General features: G+C 46.5%; 14 protein-coding genes, 5 pseudogenes and 1 other annotated feature. All 19 genes and pseudogenes read left to right on the forward strand.

The window, feature by feature from the left end; translation table 11 throughout:
* Nucleotides 1-490: 490 nt before the first annotated feature.
* Nucleotides 491-736, forward strand: a complete 246-nt coding sequence (locus JCM19037_RS13360; protein WP_042401922.1) for a YlmC/YmxH family sporulation protein — start codon at nt 491-493, stop codon at nt 734-736.
* A 90-nt stretch (nt 737-826) separates the two neighbouring features.
* Nucleotides 827-1,659 (forward strand): annotated as a pseudogene (gene pgeF / locus JCM19037_RS13365) (peptidoglycan editing factor PgeF).
* A complete protein-coding gene (locus tag JCM19037_RS13370) occupies nt 1,656-2,348 on the forward strand; it encodes a YggS family pyridoxal phosphate-dependent enzyme (RefSeq protein WP_042401924.1) in 693 nt (230 codons plus the stop codon). The pseudogene pgeF and the gene JCM19037_RS13370 overlap by 4 nt, the downstream one beginning before the upstream one ends.
* A 13-nt stretch (nt 2,349-2,361) precedes the next feature.
* Entirely contained in the window at nt 2,362-2,775 is a 414-nt protein-coding gene (locus JCM19037_RS13375) for a cell division protein SepF (protein WP_042401927.1), read from the forward strand.
* A gap of 22 nt (nt 2,776-2,797) precedes the next feature.
* The gene (locus tag JCM19037_RS13380; protein ID WP_307189807.1) at nt 2,798-3,019 is read left to right on the forward strand and encodes a YggT family protein; all 222 of its coding nucleotides are present in this window, start codon (nt 2,798-2,800) and stop codon (nt 3,017-3,019) included.
* A gap of 35 nt (nt 3,020-3,054) precedes the next feature.
* Nucleotides 3,055-3,828, forward strand: a complete 774-nt coding sequence (locus JCM19037_RS13385) for an RNA-binding protein (RefSeq protein ID WP_042401930.1) — start codon at nt 3,055-3,057, stop codon at nt 3,826-3,828.
* An 18-nt stretch (nt 3,829-3,846) separates the two neighbouring features.
* The gene (locus JCM19037_RS13390) at nt 3,847-4,365 is read left to right on the forward strand and encodes a DivIVA domain-containing protein (protein ID WP_042401933.1); all 519 of its coding nucleotides are present in this window, start codon (nt 3,847-3,849) and stop codon (nt 4,363-4,365) included.
* 49 nt (nt 4,366-4,414) lie between these two features.
* Nucleotides 4,415-4,641, forward strand: a binding site (T-box leader).
* 37 nt (nt 4,642-4,678) lie between these two features.
* Nucleotides 4,679-7,431, forward strand: a pseudogene (ileS, locus tag JCM19037_RS13395) (isoleucine--tRNA ligase).
* 69 nt (nt 7,432-7,500) lie between these two features.
* Nucleotides 7,501-7,806, forward strand: a complete 306-nt coding sequence (locus JCM19037_RS13400; protein ID WP_052363888.1) for a TraR/DksA C4-type zinc finger protein — start codon at nt 7,501-7,503, stop codon at nt 7,804-7,806.
* Between the two features lie 44 nt (nt 7,807-7,850).
* Nucleotides 7,851-8,105, forward strand: coding sequence for a hypothetical protein (locus tag JCM19037_RS13405; protein ID WP_152549073.1), 255 nt, complete (start codon nt 7,851-7,853; stop codon nt 8,103-8,105).
* Nucleotides 8,096-8,644 carry a signal peptidase II gene (gene lspA, locus JCM19037_RS13410; protein WP_307189808.1) on the forward strand — a complete coding sequence of 183 codons (549 nt, stop codon included), beginning with the start codon at nt 8,096-8,098 and terminating at the stop codon, nt 8,642-8,644. Before JCM19037_RS13405 ends, lspA begins: the two co-directional genes overlap by 10 nt.
* Nucleotides 8,637-9,545: an RluA family pseudouridine synthase gene (locus JCM19037_RS13415; protein ID WP_193744766.1), complete on the forward strand. Its 909-nt coding sequence runs from the start codon at nt 8,637-8,639 to the stop codon at nt 9,543-9,545. The genes lspA and JCM19037_RS13415 overlap by 8 nt, the downstream gene beginning before the upstream one ends.
* Before the next feature lie 197 nt (nt 9,546-9,742).
* Nucleotides 9,743-10,282 (forward strand): bifunctional pyr operon transcriptional regulator/uracil phosphoribosyltransferase PyrR, encoded by a 540-nt coding sequence (pyrR, locus tag JCM19037_RS13420; RefSeq protein WP_042401941.1) that lies wholly within the window; start codon nt 9,743-9,745, stop codon nt 10,280-10,282.
* 132 nt (nt 10,283-10,414) lie between these two features.
* Nucleotides 10,415-11,766: pseudogene (locus tag JCM19037_RS13425) on the forward strand (uracil-xanthine permease family protein).
* 11 nt (nt 11,767-11,777) lie between these two features.
* The gene (locus JCM19037_RS13430) at nt 11,778-12,680 is read left to right on the forward strand and encodes an aspartate carbamoyltransferase catalytic subunit (protein ID WP_042402038.1); all 903 of its coding nucleotides are present in this window, start codon (nt 11,778-11,780) and stop codon (nt 12,678-12,680) included.
* Nucleotides 12,681-13,764: pseudogene (carA, locus tag JCM19037_RS13435) on the forward strand (glutamine-hydrolyzing carbamoyl-phosphate synthase small subunit).
* 2 nt (nt 13,765-13,766) lie between these two features.
* A pseudogene (gene carB, locus JCM19037_RS13440) lies at nt 13,767-16,981 on the forward strand (carbamoyl-phosphate synthase large subunit).
* Nucleotides 16,981-17,754: a dihydroorotate dehydrogenase electron transfer subunit gene (locus tag JCM19037_RS13445; RefSeq protein ID WP_042401943.1), complete on the forward strand. Its 774-nt coding sequence runs from the start codon at nt 16,981-16,983 to the stop codon at nt 17,752-17,754. Before carB ends, JCM19037_RS13445 begins: the two are co-directional and overlap by 1 nt.
* A complete protein-coding gene (locus tag JCM19037_RS13450; protein ID WP_042401946.1) occupies nt 17,751-18,662 on the forward strand; it encodes a dihydroorotate dehydrogenase in 912 nt (303 codons plus the stop codon). Before JCM19037_RS13445 ends, JCM19037_RS13450 begins: the two co-directional genes overlap by 4 nt.

Consider the following 18,662-nt stretch of genomic DNA (forward strand, 5'->3'; position numbering starts at 1 on the left):
GGTGCTGGGTGCCATTTTGCGCTTTTGACCAATTTTAGCTCCAATTTCACCAAACTCCTTCGCAGTTTGTTCCAACTTGCGCCCAGATTCAATGCCTAGAAGCAAGAAACCTGTCGGCCCCAGCGGGGCCGAAGCCAAACCGCACGCGGTTCGGCGCGAACCGCGCCCGCGTCTTTTAGGTACTTCGGGGCAGAGATTGTACACGTGACCCGGTAATCTGTTCCCTAGTTTATGAGAATATATCGCTTTTGCTGCGGTCCCCCCAACTGGAGCACAGTTTTCACTTTCCCAAGCTTACCATTGGGTCTTGAAGAAATTCTTTCGTTCAACTTATCTAGTAAACGTCGGCTTGAAACTAGCGCTACTCATTTCATCTGTCTTTACCGTGTAATTTACAAATATCAATAATTTCACGTACTGTATTGAGTTGCAATTTAAGTGAGATAATCCATTGAAACTCATCATATGGATAAGCAAAGGAGGTTTGGCAATGCTCAAGATTACAGACCTACAATCCAAAGAAGTTGTTAACGTCCAAACAGGGAAACGTCTCGGTATGCTTGGAGATGTAGATATTAACTTGTCAACAGGAATGATTGAATCGTTAATTATTAGCAATTCCGGTCGCATGCTCGGAATGTTTGGCAAAGATGATGAAATGGTGATTCCTTGGAATCAAATCGCAAAAATCGGGACTGATGTAATACTCGTTTATGTTTACGGGCAGGACGCGTGACCCGAGTTTTTGAATATCATGACGATTACTACCGTACAGTAGGGGAAATGTGCTAAAATATAGAGGAGAATATGAAAAGGAAGGCGAATTATGTCCAAAGAACCTTTCGTATTAGATGATACAAATGAATTTTTTACACTTCCATCTCCTCCAGGAGATGCGAAAGCTGGATTTTCGACGCGAAAACAAGGGGTAAGTTCAGCACCCTATAACTCATTAAATCTCGGTCTTCACGTTAGTGACCGTAACGAAGACGTCTTGGAGAATCGGTCACGATTTGCAGCCAGCATCGGTCGTGACGAACAATCATTTGTATTTGCTGAGCAAGTACATGGCAACGACGTGCAACGGGTCGGTTCCCTCGACCGAGGGGCAGGCAGCGAAACGTTGGCAACGGCAATTGCGGGGGCAGATGGGTTTTATACGACTGATCCGACGGTCACCCTCATGAGTCTTTACGCAGACTGTGTTCCCCTTTTCTTTATTGGAGAGGAAGGGAAGATTGTCGGTTTAGCTCATGCGGGATGGAAGGGTACGGTAGGTCAGATCGGCTCAAACATGCTCGGAGCTTGGAAAGAAGAAGGTGTGGATCTGCAAACGGTGCATGCTTACATCGGTCCGTCGATCGGACAAGCAAATTATGAAGTGAACGATACGATTATTACGAGTGTGGATGCTTGTTTGCCTCATTCGGTACGACGACCTTACTACCCGACAAACCCGGGTAAGTATCAATTGGATCTAAAAGAGACGAACAGAGTGTTGCTCCAAAGTGCCGGAGTGCAGAGGCCAATCTCCATGTGAGTACGTATTGTACATACAAAGAAGCAGATTGGTTTTATTCACATCGACGAGACGGAGCGAAGACTGGGAGAATGGCAGCATTTATCGGATTGAACTGTGGGAGTGTTACTGACCAATGAGCGTGAAAGAAAATGTAGAGCTCGTGGAAGAGCGGATCACGAATGCTCGTGAGCGTGGCGGTTTTGGACAAGCGGTTACAACCGTTGCTGTTACGAAGTACGTATCAACAAATACGGCACAACAAGCGCTGGACTTTGGCATTCGTCATCTTGGAGAAAGCCGAACTGAAGGCTTGGTTGAAAAGCAAGATGCCCTTCAAGGTCGTGAAGCAAGCTGGCACTTTATCGGTCAACTTCAAAGCCGCAAAGTGAAAGATGTCGTCAACCGGATTGACTATTTGCATTCATTGGACCGACGCTCGTTAGCGAAAGAGATTCAAAAGCGTTATACGAAGGACGAATCTCTTCGTTGCTTTGTGCAAGTGAATGTCTCAGGCGAAGCGTCGAAGTCAGGCCTTCATCCCGAAGAGGCAATTTCTTTTGTTGAATCGTTAGCTGAGTTTGACAAGATTGAAGTTGTCGGTTTGATGACGATGGCACCGTACACGGATGATCCTGAACAAACGAGGCCGTATTTCAAGCAGTTGAAAGAACTGCAGTCGACGGTTCAGAGCCACAAATGGCAGCACGCGCCGTGCACAGAATTGTCGATGGGCATGTCCAATGATTTTGAACTAGCGATTGAAGAAGGAGCAACATACATTCGACTCGGATCAACACTCGTCGGCGATGAACGAAACGAATCGTAAAGGGGGCGTTCGCATGAGTATGAAGTCAAGATTCAAACGCTTTTTCGATGTGGATGAAGATTATATTGAAGAAGAAATTGAAGTTCCACATACCGAAGATTCGAATTCGTCTTCAACAGAGAATAAGAAGAACGTCGTGAGCTTGCAAAGCGTGCAGCAGTCTGCGAAGATGGTGTTAATTGAACCACGTACCTATGAAGAAGCTCAAGATGTAGCTGACCATTTAAAGAATCGACGTTCGGTTATTTTAAACATGCAACGCATTCAGCGCGATCAAGCGAAACGAATTGTCGACTTTCTTAGTGGGACCGTTTATGCGATCGGTGGAGACATTCAAAAAGTCGGAAGCAACATCTTTTTAGTCACTCCGGACAACGTAGAAATTTCAGGGGCGATTTCTGAAGTGTTACAACAAGAATTTGAGTAAATGAGGTTGAGGTGAACAATAAATGGCATTAATCGGTAACATTATTGTGATGGCGTTATTTGTATTGCAAATGGCTGTGTTTATTTACGTGTTGTCGAGTTGGCTTCCTGGGTTAAGAGAGTCGCAATTCGGGGAAGCACTCGGCAAAGTTGTTGAACCGGTAATGGAGCCATTTCGAAAGATTATCCCCCCCATCGGCATGATTGACATTTCGCCGATCGTGCATTACTGGCACTCCAATTAGCGCGTTACGGCGCAATGAGCATCTTCTTTTAACGGATGGACATTTTTCAGCATTACCGTCAAGAAGAACACGGGTTTATTGAACTCGTGCAAGATTGGAAAGAAACGGTCGGAACGGTTTATGAAGCCAAACTGTCTGGGTTTTTAGACCCTCGAGAATGTGACATCGTCCGCGATGTGATCGGTGCAGACGACAATGTAAAAGTGGCGTTTTTCGGAGGTGTGGACGAGGCGGAGCGACAGCGCGCACTCGTCTATCCGTTTTTTGAGTCCCCGGAACGGAGTCGCTTTCACATTACGGTGTTCCAGGCGTCATTTGACCCGAAATTCACTTCGTTGAGTCATCCGGATCTGTTAGGTGCACTCATGGGTCTTGGTGTTAAACGAGAGATGTATGGCGATTTACACGTGTTTGATACGTTTGTACAATGGTTTGTTACCGGAGAGATGGAAGACTTCGTCCGCACCCATTTTAATCAAGCGGGAAATACGAGTATCGTACCGAAGGTCGTGTCGCTAGACGAGGCTGTTCCGATGCGTGAAGTATGGGAAGAGCGCTCAGGGTTTGTATCGTCCCTTCGTCTTGATACGGTCATTGCAGAGCTTTTCAAGCTATCCAGGTCTAAGGCGAAAGCGTTAGTAGAACGAGAGCGAGTGAAAGTGAATTGGAAGGTCGTCGACCAACCTGCCTTTGTGCTAAGAGAAGGTGATACACTGTCGGTTCGTCAATACGGCAGGCGAAAACTGTTGTCACTTGGCTCGACAACAAAAAAAGGCAATGTGCGTATTCACTATGGAGAACAAAAATAAATACGGAGGTGGTAGGTTTTGGCATTAACACCGATGGACATTCATAATAAACAGTTTACAAAAGGCTTTCGAGGGTATGATATGGACGAGGTGAATGAATTTCTCGACCAGGTGATTAAAGATTATGAGACGGTCATTCGAGAAAAGGAAGAACTGTTTACAAAGGTGAACGAGCTTGAAAGTCGATTGGATCACTTTTCCAATATTGAAGAAACGCTGAACAAGTCGATTCTCGTTGCACAAGAATCTGCAGAAGAAGTGAAGCGGAGCGCAAAGAAAGAATCACAGCTGATCATTAAAGAGTCTGAGAAAAACGCGGATCGGATTATTAATGATGCGCTATCTAAGTCGCGAAAGATTGCACTAGAACTTGAAGAGCTTAAGAAACAAGCGGCTGTTTATCGGATGCGTTTTAAGATGCTGATCGAAGCGCAACTGGAATTGTTGGATGATGAAGATTGGGATAGTCTTACAGATGTACAAGAAGAAGACGAACAGGAACTTCAGCATACATATGATGATCGTGAAAGTCGTTGACTTGACGTTTGCGCCATTTTCCAATATACTACATGCAAATTACACGTAATATGAAGCAAAGATGAGGACAGTAACAAAAACACGAGCTTGGCAAAGCGAGTTGGGGACGGTGGGAGCCCAATACGAGCCGTTTTTGTGAAGATCACCTCGGAGCTATCGTAAAGAAGCTATGAACTTATAGTGGTAGACTACGACGTGACCAAGCGATAATTGGGCTTGAGTGGCTGCGAACGAGCAGTTATCAGGGTGGTACCGCGGGTAAACCTCGTCCCTTTTTGTGGACGGGGTTATTTTATGTTTATAGGAGGATACGATGAATTTTAAGAAGACATTACGAATGCCAACAACTGAATTTCCAATGAGAGGGAACTTACCAAATCGAGAGCCAGTCAGGTTGGAAGAATGGAACGAAGCCGATTTATATGATCAAGTGATGGAGAAGAACAGTGACAAGCCGATGTTCGTTTTGCATGACGGACCGATTTACGCAAACGGGAACATCCACGTCGGCCATGCGATGAACCGTATCGTCAAAGATATGATCGTGAGACACCGCAATATGGATGGGTATAAAGCGCCATACGTCCCTGGTTGGGATGCGCACGGATTGCCGATTGAAACAGCGCTTACGAAAACGAAGAAAGTCGATCGTAAGAAAATGTCGATTTCAGAATTTCGGGCAGCTTGCGAGGCGTATGCGTGGGAGCAAGTGGAAAATCAAAAAGAACAATTTCAACGACTCGGTCTGATTGGGGATTGGGACGACCCTTATGTGACGCTGACGCCTGATTTCGAAGCGAATCAGATTAAAGTATTCGGCGAAATGGCGAAAGAAGGTCACGTGTATCAAGGGAAAAAGCCGGTGTACTGGTCCCCTTCTTCAGAGTCAGCATTGGCAGAAGCGGAAATTGAGTATCACGACAAACGTTCACCGTCTATTTATGTAGCGATGAAGGTGAAAGATGGACGAGGCGTACTCGATGAAACGGATGAATTTATCATCTGGACGACAACGCCGTGGACATTGCCAGCGAACCTTGGGATTTCTGTGCATCCCAAATTTCAATACGTCGTCGTTGAAGCGGATGCACGCAGATTCGTCGTTGCTAAAGAGCTTCTTGAGCAAGTTCAAACGGCGTTGGAGTGGGACGCTATGAACGTCGTAAAGACAGTCACTGGCGACCAATTGGAAAACATTACCGCTCAGCACCCTTTTTATGATCGTGAATCACTCGTCATGACAGGTGACCACGTTACTGTAGAAGCGGGTACGGGTGCTGTACACACCGCACCAGGTCACGGTGAAGATGACTTTATCATCGGTCAACATTACGGTTTACCGCCACTTTGTCCCGTCGACGATAAAGGAAAAATGACGGACGAAGCTCCTGGTTTTGAAGGCCTTTTCTATGACGAAGCGAATAAACCGATTACGGAAAAGTTGGATGAAAACGGGGCTTTACTCAAGTTGCAGTTCATCACACACTCGTATCCACACGACTGGAGAACGAAAAAGCCTGTCATCTATCGAGCGACCGAACAATGGTTCGTGAGTGTTGATAATATGAGACAAGACTTACTCGATGCGATTGCTCGCGTGGAGTGGCAACCGAAGTGGGGAGAGGTACGTCTCCACAATATGATTCGAGATCGTGGCGATTGGTGCATTAGTCGTCAGCGCGTATGGGGCGTTCCTATTCCGGTGTTCTATGAAGAAGATGGGTCACCGATCATTTCTACGGAGACGATTGATCATGTGGCACAGTTGTTTAGAACTCACGGATCGAACATTTGGTTTGATTGGGAGACGAAAGATCTGTTGCCAGAAGCTACACGTCTGAAAAAAGCCCGAACGGAAACTTTACACGTGAAACCGATATTATGGACGTATGGTTTGATTCTGGCTCTTCGCATCAAGGCGTTTTGGAAGAAAGAGCCGATCAACACCGTCCAGCAGACTTGTATTTCGAAGGATCTGACCAATACCGAGGGTGGTTTAATTCATCCCTCATCACCGCCGTTGCTGTTACAGGCGACGCTCCTTATAAGAAAGTGTTAAGCCACGGTTTTACACTGGACGGTAAAGGCGAAAAAATGTCCAAATCACTGGGAAATACGGTAGATCCGGCCAAGGTGATGAAGCAACTGGGGGCCGATATTTTACGGCTGTGGGTATCATCAACAGATTTCCAATCTGACGTTCGCGTTTCTGATGATATCTTAAAGCAAGTGTCAGAGACGTACCGTAAGATCCGTAACACGTTACGCTTTATGCTCGGCAACTTGCATGACTTTAACCCAGCAACCGACCGTGTCGCTGATCATGAACTTGGAGATATGGATCGATTCATGTACCAACGCTTAAATCGTTTAATCGATACGGCACAAAAAGGATACCGTGAATACAACTTCGGTGCGACGTATCAAGCACTTCACCACTTTTGCTCCATTGATTTGAGTGCGTTTTATATGGACGTCGCTAAAGATGCCCTCTACTGTGATCATGAAAATGATGTGCACCGCCGTGCAATGCAGACGGTTCTTTACGACAGTCTAGTTACCCTCACGAAATTGCTCACACCGATTACGCCTTATACAGCGGAAGAAGCGTGGTCATTCATTGATGATACGAACGAAGCATTTGTTCAGCTCTCTGACATGCCTAGTCGCTTTGAAGTTGAAGGCGAAGCTGACAGGGAAGCGCGCTGGAATGAGCTTTTGCAAGTGCGTACCGTCGTGTTGAAGGCACTTGAGGAAGCGCGTTCCGAGAAAGTAATTGGCAAGTCACTAGAAGCTCACGTATCACTTACAGTGTCTCCATCAATGAAGCAGATGCTCCAGCAAATGAGTGCACCAGAAAAATTATTTATCGTATCCAAGCTCGATGTCTTGGAAGGTGAAGAAACGCACGTGAGTGTTGAAAAAGCATCAGGAGATACGTGTGAACGTTGCTGGCATGTTAAAGATGATGTTGGAGAGAACCAATCTTTCCCTATGCTCTGTGAGCGTTGTGCTGACGTCGTTGCGACGTATGATCGTGCTGTTTTGGAAGAGCCGGCAAAATAAGTATGGAGTAACGTTCCCTCATTTGTCAGAAGCTATGCGTGTACCGGTCACGTGAAAGGGATGTGGGCAATGGCTTCTATTCATGATGCGATTCAAGCTTTGTACAGGCGTAAAAAAGAAATTGAAACACATGCTTTACACGATCGAGTGGATGGCAGAGATAATGAATTGTCGGTGTACGACAATCACCCGGCGGATTCAAGTGATATTTACTTTGAAGCGAGTAAAGACCGGGTGTTAGAAGAATTTCGTCATCAAGAGTACGATCAAGTGATGCGAGCGATCGAGAAAGTGGAAAAAGGGACGTACGGCATTTGTGAAGCGACAGGTCAGCAAATCCCAATTGAGCGGTTGCTAGCGAGCCCGACAGCCTGACGATTATTGAAAAAGCGAATGATACGAGGCACGTGGAACCGGCGATGCATGCGCCACCAAGCGAAGCTTTAACATTTGATTCAGCCACGGATCTTTGGGAAGAGTTGTTAAACACAACCGAAGATGAAGGATATAGGGAAACGGCGACCGATGATGGATGGGTAGAAGATGCCCCTGGGTTTACGGAAGAGTATGAGCGCTATGCAAGCACAGGTATTGAAGGTTACACTGGAGCTGAGCACGTGCATATCGTCTCTAGCCATCATCGCCACCTAGAACGAGACAATGAATGGCGGTAACGTGTTTACCGCCTTCCTTTCATGTCTTCTTTCATTGTAAAGGAGCGAACAAACAGAATGATTTTATATTATTTGCTGGCACTAATTATTATTGGCATCGACAGATCACGAAGATTGCTGTTGATCGGAACATGGAAATTGCTGAGACTATTCCAATTATCGAAAACGTGTTACATATTACCTCGCATCGAAACATGGGTGCTGCATTTGGGATATTGCAAGGACAAATGTGGTTATTTTACATCGTAACTGTCATTGTAACGGTCGGGATTATTTATTATATGCCAAAGCTCGCAAAGCAAAACAAATGGTACGGTATTTCGCTTGGTGTCCTTCTAGGAGGAACGCTCGGGAACTTTATCGATCGCCTATTTCGTAATGAAGTCGTTGACTTTGTTGATGTGTACATTGGAAGTTATAGCTTTCCAATCTTCAACGTGGCAGATGCGGCTTTAACGATCGGTGTCATCGTTTTATTAGTGCTCATGTTCGTGGAAGATCGTAAAGAGAAAAAGGAGAAGAATCATGAATCTGCATGAAACAGAATGGATCATTGATGAGCAAGAAGCTAATTACCGTTTAGATAAGTTCCTCGCAGAAAAAATGACGGTATCGAGAACGCTCGTTCAACAATGGATTGTTGAGGGCCATGTCACGGTCAACGGCGAAGCGTCGAAGAGCAATTATAAAGTAACGAAAGACGACCGTGTTCATGTAATACCGAAAGAGCGTGAACCAATCCGAGCCGTTCCGGAAGACATAGCGCTAGACATTCGTTACGAAGACAACGACTTACTTGTGATTAATAAACCAAGAGGCATGGTCGTCCACCCAGCCCCGGGTCACACGAGCGGCACGGTCGTGAATGGCCTGCTCGGCATGAAGCAGCAGTTGTCATCCATTAACGATGATACCGTTCGTCCGGGGATCGTCCACCGGATTGACAAAGATACGAGTGGGTTATTAATTGTCGCTAAAAATGACACCAGTCACGAAGCGCTTGCTAAACAATTGCAAGAACGCACGTTGAAACGGACGTATGTAGCGATTGTCCACGGCATTATTTCTCACCAAAATGGCACGATTGATGCTCCACTAGGACGAGATGTGCAAGATCGACAAAAGATGACGGTGACCGACTTGCATTCAAAAGAAGCCATTACACATTTTTCAGTGATGCAACGATTTGCTAAATACACGCTTGTCGAATGTCGATTGGAAACGGGTAGAACGCATCAAATTCGGGTGCACATGGAGTATATCGGTCATCCTCTTGCTGAAGACCCGAAGTACGGGGTAAGAAATAGCTTACCGATTGCAGGACAAGCGTTACACGCTCGGGCGTTGACGTTTATTCAGCCGACGACCGGCGAAGCGATGACCGTTGAGGCGGAACTTCCAGATGATATGCAGTCTTTAATTAACAATTTAGAACATTAAAGAGTGGATTGACAGTCGCTCTATTATCTGAAATAATGATTTAAGAAATGAATAGCCCTTTAACACAGTCCGGAGAGGCTGAGAAGGAACCTGGCGAAAAGCAACGACCAACTTGTGGTTGCCTGCAGTTGAGTATGCCCAAAACCTCTCCGTACTGGAGAGTTTTTTATGTACTACGTAAAGGAGTGGGTGTACACATGAGCTCAGGAGAGCAGATTTTACTTGACGAAGCTGCCATGAATCGGGCGCTAAAGCGTATTTCACATGAGATGATTGAAAAAAATAAAGGGATGAGTGACACGATTCTCGTCGGAATCAAAACACGAGGATACCCGATCGCACTCCGTTTAAAAGAGCATATCGAACGCATTGAAAATGTGAATGTAACCGTCGGAAGTATGGACATCACATTATATCGAGATGATCTTCATAAAAAGCAAGAAGACCCAGAAATTCACCAAGTTGAAATTCCAACATCCATTGAAAATCAACGTGTCATACTCGTTGATGATGTGCTTTATACAGGCAGAACCGTGCGCTCAGCTATGGATGCTTTGATGGACCTTGGACGGCCGTCTCAAATTCAGCTAGCTGTTCTCGTAGACCGAGGCCATCGTGAGCTTCCAATCCGAGCGGATTACGTAGGCAAAAACGTTCCGACTTCGTCCAGTGAGACGATTCACGTGAGCTTACAAGAGGTGGATCATTCAGACTCCGTCTTTCTACAAAATCAATAACATTACGTTTCTCTTTAAAATGGTCCCGTGAGGCTGTAAAGAGGTTGTATCCTGTCGAAAGTGTGGCGAACATCGCTTCCCTTTTTGTCAGTGTGCGGTCAACTCTTTGCTCCTTGGGCAAAGGGTTTTTTTATGAAAATGATGAGGTGGAGGAAACAACATGAATCGCAATCCAAACGCAATACTCGACGTACACGAAAGACTAAACCTGCGAAATGGATCATCCTCAGCATGCAGCACTTATTTGCCATGTTTGGAGCAACCATTTTAGTTCCAATCTTGACAGGATTAAGCTTCTGTCGCTCTCGTTTCGAGCGGACTAGGGACGCTCGCTTATCTCGTTGTTACCCGAGGGAAAATTCCTGCATATGTCGGCTCATCTTTTGCTTTATTAGCCCCCTCATCAGTGCGATGGCGTTTGGCGGACCCGGGGCTGTGATGCTCGGGACGTTCTCCGCCGGTGTGGTGTATGGTGCGACAGCGATGTTAATTACCGCCTTTGGCGTAAACTGGTTGCTAAGATTATTACCTCCGATTGTCGTCGGTCCTGTCATTATGGTAATTGGGCTCGGACTCGCCTCAACGGCGATTGAGATGGCGATGAATTATAACCAAGATACAGGAGAGTTTGTTGATACACCGTTACACTTTACCGTTGCCCTTGTCACACTAGGAGTAACCATCGTCTCCTCATTGTTTTTTAAAGGTTTTTTCCGACTGATTCCAGTACTGATCGGTCTTGTGTCCGGCTACTTGCTATCCATTGTTGTTGGAATTGTCGACTTGACACCGGTAAGGGAAGCCGCATGGTTTCATGTGCCTGACTTCGCCATCCCTTACCTCACAGTTGACCCGATTTATTCGTTAACGATCATCGGAATTATGGCCCCGATTGCGCTTGTCACAATGGCAGAGCACATCGGTGACCAGATGGTACTCAGTAAAATTACAGGAAAGAATTTCATTAAGAACCCGGGGTTAAATCGCTCGCTACTCGGCGATGGTGTTGCCTCCATCGTTGCAAGTTTAATTGGAGGTCCACCGAACACGACGTATGGTGAAAATATTGGGGTGCTTGCCATCACGCGCGTCTTTAGCGTGTTCGTCATCGGGGGTGCGGCGGTGTTTGCCATCTTGTTTGGTTTCTCAGGCAAGATTGAAGCGTTTATTGCAAGCATACCGACATCCGTAATGGGTGGTGTGTCGATCTTACTGTTTGGAATTATCGCTTCATCAGGCTTCGACTTATGGTGGAAAATCGTTTAGACATGTCAGAGAACCGAAATCTCGTCATCGCATCCGTCATCTTAGTGATTGGGATTGGTGGTGCCTTTATTGAAATCACCGATGATCTCGTTATCCCATCTATGGCACTCGCCACATTTATTGGGATGTTTCTCCACGCAATTTTGCCAAATAAAGATCTTGGCTATGGAAATGGGAAGCTGTTCGATAGCATGGATGAAGACAATACAGAGGAGTGATGGGTATGACAGTGCAAAACTTTACGTCAATGGAAGATCTAACAGTGCAAGAGATCGGCAAGCTTCTAGAAGCAGCTAAACGCTTTAAGCAAGGGGAGAAGGAGCATGTTGGGGGTAGCGGTTTTATCGCAAACGTCTTTTATGAACCGAGTACGCGAACGAAGCTTTCTTTTGAAGCTGCAGAAAAGCGTCTCGGTCTCTCCCCGCTCAATGTAGATGCTGACCATTCCAGTGTTCAAAAAGGGGAGTCGCTGTACGACACGGTACGAACATTGCAAGCCATTGGCGCAGAGGCCGCTGTCATTCGCCATTCAACGACGGCCTTTTATGAGTCACTGCAAGGGATTGGCATTCCGATTATTAATGCTGGCGATGGGAGCGGCCAGCACCCTTCCCAATCGATTCTCGACCTGTTTACAATTCAAGAATCGTTTGGCCGCTTTCACGGCCTGAACGTGACGATTGTAGGTGATATCGTCCATAGTCGAGTAGCCGCATCTAACATGATCGCTTTGCAAAAGTTAGGCGCAAATGTCATGACAGCAGGCCCGAAGGCTTGGTCTAACGAGAAGACGCACCACTGTCGTCACATTTCCATGGAAGAAGCCGTTCAAACGAGTGACGTCGTCATGCTCCTTCGGGTACAACACGAACGCCATGACGAACGAACGGCAATGAACGACTATCACGAGCAGTATGGCCTCACCGAGAAACGCGAAAAACAAATGAAGAAAAACAGCATTATTATGCATCCTGGACCGTTTAACAGAGGCGTTGAGATCGCTTCCTCAGTCGTTGAATGCCAACGATCACGAATTTTTCAACAAGTGGAAAATGGTGTGTATTGCCGGATGGCGATTCTCCAAGAAATTCTACAGAAAAAAAACATTCATGCCCTTGAAGGAGTGGTGTAATTGAAACGTCAACTCATTTTAGAAGATGGACATGTATTTACAGGAAGAGCATTTGGAAGTAAAAAAGAACAAAGTGGCGAAATTGTTTTCAACACAGGAATGACGGGTTATCAAGAAATTATGTCTGACCCGTCTTATAGCGGACAAATTATTACATTTACATATCCTCTGATCGGAAATTACGGCACGAACCGTTCAGATTTTGAGACAATTGCCCCTTCGTTGCACGGCGTCGTTGTGAAATCTCTTTCCCCTTATCCGAATCATTGGAAACATAGCGAGTCTTTCAATGATTTACTCGTACGTTTTGATGTTCCAGGAATTGAAGGTGTTGACACGAGAAAGCTAACGAAATTAATTCGAGACAAAGGGACCGTACGCGCGGTAATTTGCAACGAAGAGACGAGTGTTAATCGCGTAATTGAGCAGTTGCAATCTGAAGATGCTGCGAAAAACCAAGTGGCAAAAGTGAGTACGACACATCCATTTAGCGTACCAGGTAGCCACGGTCCGAAAATTGTTTTGATTGATTACGGCGCAAAGCAAAACATTATGCGGGAATTGTTAAAGCGGGGCTGTGAAGTGCATGTCGTTCCATACAATACATCGGCCAAAGACATTCTTAAAGAGAACCCTGATGGCGTGATGCTTTCCAATGGACCTGGAGACCCGAGGGATATTCCGGAGTGTGTGGACGTTGTAAATAATCTTGTCGGAAAAACAAAAATTTTCGGGATTTGTTTAGGCCACCAGCTTTTATGCCTCGCGCTTGGCGGGCGTGCAGTAAAAATGAAGTTTGGTCACCGGGGGTCAAATCACCCTGTAGTAAACTTGAGAACGCAAACAGTAAGCCTGACTGCACAAAATCATGGGTATACGATTGACGCGGAATCGTTGCTGCATACCCCGCTTTTTGTTACTCATCAAGCCGTTAATGACGGTTCGGTCGAAGGGGTTGCATTGGAAGATGGGAGCGCATTTAGCGTGCAATATCACCCAGAGGCGGCACCGTCCAAGTGATGCGAATGCGTTGTTTGATCAGTTTTTGCAGCAAATTAGAAAACCAGTGAAGGAGTTGAGCTAACCATGCCAAAGCGTGAAGACATCAAGAAAATCCTCGTTCTCGGCTCGGGACCGATTGTCATTGGGCAGGCTGCTGAATTCGACTATTCAGGAACGCAAGCGTGCCAAGCACTTCAAGAAGAAGGGTATGAAACGGTTCTTATTAACTCAAATCCCGCAACGATCATGACCGATACGAATATGGCCGATAAAGTGTATATTGAACCGTTAACGTTTGAGTTCGTTTCGCGCATCATCGTCAAGAACGTCCAGACGGGCTCATTGCTACAATGGGTGGGCAAACGGCATTGAACTTGGCAATGGAACTTGAAGGCAATGGCGTGTTGCAGCAATACGGTACAGAATTGCTCGGTACAGACCTTGAGGCGATTGAAAAAGCCGAAGACCGTGAAGCGTTCCGTTCACTTATGCACGAACTAGGCCAGCCCGTTCCAGCAAGCGAAATTGTTCATTCGGTTGAAGAAGGTGTACAATTTGCTGAAGAAATCGGTCTGCCCGTCATCGTGCGTCCTGCGTATACACTAGGTGGGACGGGTGGTGGAATCGCCAAAACGATGGAGCAATTAAAAGAAACACTCGCTTCTGGTTTAGCGTATAGTCCCGTTGACCAATGCCTCGTTGAACAAAGCATTGCGGGTATGAAAGAAGTCGAGTATGAAGTGATGCGTGATCGAAATGATGATGCGATTGTTGTATGTAACATGGAAAACCTTGATCCGGTTGGCATACACACAGGAGACTCGATTGTGACAGCCCCATCACAAACACTCACAGACCGTGATTATCAACGGTTACGCGATGCATCGCTTACGATTATCCGTGCCCTTAAAATCGAAGGGGGCTGTAATGTACAGCTTGCTCATGATCCACACTCCGACGAATATTACGTGATCGAAGTGAACCCGCGAGTGAGCCGATCGTCAGCGCTTGCCTCGAAAGCAACCGGCTATCCGATTGCGAAAATCGCCACAAAAATTGCTGTTGGCTATCATCTGAAAGAATTAAAAAACCCAGTAACGAAACGAACATACGCAAGCTTTGAGCCTGCTCTTGATTATATCGTTACGAAAATTCCACGCTGGCCGTTTGATAAGTTCTCGTCAGCGAACCGGAAACTAGGCACACAAATGAAAGCGACCGGCGAAGTGATGGCGATCGGTCGGACGTTTGGAGAGTCACTACTCAAAGGCATTCGTTCACTAGATATGAAAGACGACCATCTGCTTTTGCCTCGCTATGAAAAAGAAACGGATGAAGCACTCATTCACCAGTGGGAAAATGCCGATGATGAACGATTGTTCGCCGTCGCTGAAGGGTTTCGAAGAGGGTTCACGGTAGCTGAGCTCCACAAACATACAGCGATTGATGCGTTCTACTTGATGCATATCGAAGGGCTTGTTCACCTTCACCTCGCCCTCAATGATGCGCCGTGGGATGCGGAATTGTTGCAAACAGCTAAGGAAAATGGTTTCTCAGACTTGACGGTCTCTCAATTGTGGGACACGACTGAAGGAGAAATACGGGCATTTAGAAAGCAACAGAACATGACGCCAGTGTACAAAATGGTCGATACGTGTGCAGCGGAGTTTGCCTCGGAGACTCCATATTTCTATAGCACGTTTGAGGAGGAAAACGAATCCATCAAAACCGAAAAACCATCGGTACTCGTGCTTGGTTCAGGACCGATTCGAATCGGGCAAGGTGTTGAATTTGATTATGCGACCGTTCATAGCGTGTGGGCGATTCAAGAAGCTGGATACGAAGCGATCATCATCAACAATAACCCCGAAACCGTGTCAACCGATTTTAGTATGTCTGACAAACTATATTTCGAACCGTTAACGTTTGAAGATGTGATGAACGTTATTGATCTAGAAAAGCCAAAAGGTGTTGTCGTTCAGTTTGGAGGTCAAACCGCCATCAACCTCGCAGAAAAATTACACGAAGCAGGCGTGAACATTCTTGGCACAACGCTTGAAGCGATGGATACGGCTGAAGACAGAGATAAGTTTGAACGTGCGCTAAAAGGATTGGATGTGCCGATGCCTCCAGGAAAAACCGCTACGTCAGTTAACGGTGCGATTGAGGCGGCGAACGTGCTAGGCTATCCGGTTCTCGTGCGCCCATCCTACGTACTAGGCGGACGGGCGATGGAAATCGTTGATACTGAGGATGAGCTCGTTCGCTATATGAAGGAAGCAGTGCACGTACACGCGGAGCATCCTGTCCTCATTGATCGATATTTCTTTGGAAAAGAAATTGAAGTGGACGCCATTTCTGACGGGAACACCGTGTTCATCCCTGGCATGATGGAGCATATCGAGAGAGCGGGCGTGCATTCTGGTGACTCGATAGCCGTTTATCCTCCACAAACGCTTAGCGAACAGACGAAACAAGAAGTCATACGCCAAACAGAGAAACTTGCCAAAGGGCTTGGCATTATCGGTTTGTTAAACATTCAGTTCGTCTTACACGAAAACAACGTTTACGTGATTGAAGTGAATCCGAGGGCGAGTCGTACGGTACCTTTTCTTAGCAAAATGACAGGTGTACCGATGGCACAACTGGCTACCCAAGTTATTCTAGGTTCGAAGCTTACTGATTTAGGCTACACCGACGTGTATCATCCAGAATCGGACCGTGTATCGGTAAAAGCGCCCGTATTTTCTTTTGCAAAGCTGCGCCGTGTGGACATTCATCTCGGACCAGAAATGAAGTCTACTGGGGAAGTGCTCGGGCGAGACTTAAATTTAGAGAAAGCGTTATATAAAGGACTTGTTGCCTCTGGCATGAACATTCCGAGAAAAGGAAATGTGCTTTTTACGATTGCAGACAAAGATAAAGAAGAAGCCGTACGTCTTGCAGAACGCTACGAGCGCCTTGGATTTACGTTAATGGCGACGAGCGGGACAGCAAAGCTACTTGAATCTGAAGGGATCTCTGTTCAGACCGTTCATAAAATTGGAGAAGGTACGCCGAACATCTCGTCACTCATTAAAGACGGAGACGCCCAACTGGTCATCAACACATTCACGAAAGGGAAACAACCCGCACGTGACGGATTCCGCATTCGTAGAGAAGCGGTTGAACATGAAATCATCTGCTTAACCTCAATGGATACCGCGTTTGCATTGTTACACGTTTTAGAAATGATGTCTTTCGCGACGGAGCCTGTCCCACGCTTAGAGCGAGTGCAAGTGAAAGAAGGTGTTCAGTGATGCACTCAAAACCAATGAAAGTCATACGAAATCGTGAGATCGCAAAAGATACGTACGAGCTCATTTTAAGTGGTGAACTCGTTCAGCATCTACATGAAGCAGGCACCTTTCTCCACGTTCGCGTGCCTGAGGAGAACTTCGTATTACGCAGGCCGCTTAGTTTAGCAGCGGTGAATCACGAACTCGGAACGTGTACGATCATTTATAAACGTGTCGGAGACGGGACAGAGCGGATTACGTCTGCTCGTCCAAACGATCGACTCGATGTGCTCGGCCCCCTTGGTGGGAGCACATTTCCTGTATCGCTGCCAAAGAACGCTGACCGAATTTTACTCGTCGGGGGAGGGGTCGGAATTCCTCCTATCTACTTTGCAGCCAGGCAACTGACAGAACGAGGCATCCCAGTTTCAATTATTGCCGGCTATGCAGACAAGGAATCCGTGTTTTATGAGAAAGCATTTTACGAACTTCCCCACAGTGACGTGACGATCGTTACCGACGACGGCAGTCACGGTGAAAAAGGAACCGTCATCGACATACTAAAGAAACAGCCAGCAGCAGACTGGCTGTTTGCCTGCGGTCCGAGAGGAATGCTGCGTGCACTAAAGGAAGAAGTGCCGGATGAAACGAACTGTTATGTCTCTTTAGAAGAACATATGGGGTGCGGGATCGGTGCTTGTTATGCGTGCATCTGTGAGTCAAGTGATCGACGGTCTTATTTTAAAGTTTGTCAAGATGGACCCGTTTTCCGAGCGGAGGAGGTATATCTATGAATCGAGAAAGATTGGCGATTGAGCTTCCTGGTTTGTCAATGAAAAATCCAATCATGCCAGCTTCTGGCTGCTTTGGTTTCGGAAGAGAATATGCGAAGTTGTATGACCTGTCTTGTTTAGGAGCGATTGCGATTAAAGGGACGACTGGAGACATGCGTCTTGGCAATCCAACGCCGAGAGTTGCAGAAAGTCCTTCGGGCATGCTCAATGCCATCGGCTTGCAAAACCCTGGGGCAGAGGCGGTGCGAGATGAAGAGCTTCTGTTTTTGAATGCGTATGATTTGCCAGTGTTGGCGAATGTATCGGGGTCGACCCCAGAAGAATATTTGCACGTCATTGATACGCTGAAAGCAGCTGAGAATGTCGGTGCATTTGAACTAAACATCTCGTGCCCGAATGTGAAAACGGGGGGCATCCAGTTTGGAACCGACCCAGAACAAGCGGCTAGTTTAACGCAACTGGCAAAACAAGTAACGGATAAGCCGGTCTATGTGAAATTGTCACCGAATGTAACGGATGTAGTAGCCATTGCCAAAGCTGTGGAAGCGGCCGGTGCAGACGGGTTGTCAATGATCAATACGCTCGTAGGGATGCGCTTTGACTGGAAAACGAAACAGCCAATACTTGCCAACGAAAGAGGCGGTTTGTCAGGACCTGCGATTAAGCCTGTCGCCCTACGCATGATTTATGATGTCCGCCAAGTATCGGACTTACCGATTATTGGTATGGGCGGCATTTCAAACGCAAAAGATGTGATGGAATTCTTTATCGCTGGAGCGAACGCAGTGGCGGTAGGAACGGCTAACTTTACAGATCCGTTTGCATGCCCAACGATCATTAATGAGCTGGAGACGTGGCTCGACGAAATGGGCGTGGACCACGTGACAGAACTTATGGCAAACGGGTGA

Origin of the sequence: Geomicrobium sp. JCM 19037, assembly GCF_000698105.1 — a bacterium.
GTDB lineage: Bacteria > Bacillota > Bacilli > Bacillales > Marinococcaceae > Geomicrobium_A.

Coding starts and splice junctions, on each gene's coding strand:
- JCM19037_RS13375 (WP_042401927.1), top strand. CDS start 2,362: ATGAGTATGAAGTCAAGATTCAAACGCTTTTTCGATGTGGATGAAGAT.
- JCM19037_RS13405 (WP_152549073.1), top strand. CDS start 7,851: ATGCATGCGCCACCAAGCGAAGCTTTAACATTTGATTCAGCCACGGAT.
- lspA (WP_307189808.1), top strand. CDS start 8,096: ATGGCGGTAACGTGTTTACCGCCTTCCTTTCATGTCTTCTTTCATTGT.
- pyrR (WP_042401941.1), top strand. CDS start 9,743: ATGAGCTCAGGAGAGCAGATTTTACTTGACGAAGCTGCCATGAATCGG.
- JCM19037_RS13380 (WP_307189807.1), top strand. CDS start 2,798: ATGGCATTAATCGGTAACATTATTGTGATGGCGTTATTTGTATTGCAA.
- JCM19037_RS13400 (WP_052363888.1), top strand. CDS start 7,501: ATGGCTTCTATTCATGATGCGATTCAAGCTTTGTACAGGCGTAAAAAA.
- JCM19037_RS13370 (WP_042401924.1), top strand. CDS start 1,656: ATGAGCGTGAAAGAAAATGTAGAGCTCGTGGAAGAGCGGATCACGAAT.
- JCM19037_RS13360 (WP_042401922.1), top strand. CDS start 491: ATGCTCAAGATTACAGACCTACAATCCAAAGAAGTTGTTAACGTCCAA.
- JCM19037_RS13385 (WP_042401930.1), top strand. CDS start 3,055: ATGGACATTTTTCAGCATTACCGTCAAGAAGAACACGGGTTTATTGAA.
- JCM19037_RS13450 (WP_042401946.1), top strand. CDS start 17,751: ATGAATCGAGAAAGATTGGCGATTGAGCTTCCTGGTTTGTCAATGAAA.
- JCM19037_RS13445 (WP_042401943.1), top strand. CDS start 16,981: ATGCACTCAAAACCAATGAAAGTCATACGAAATCGTGAGATCGCAAAA.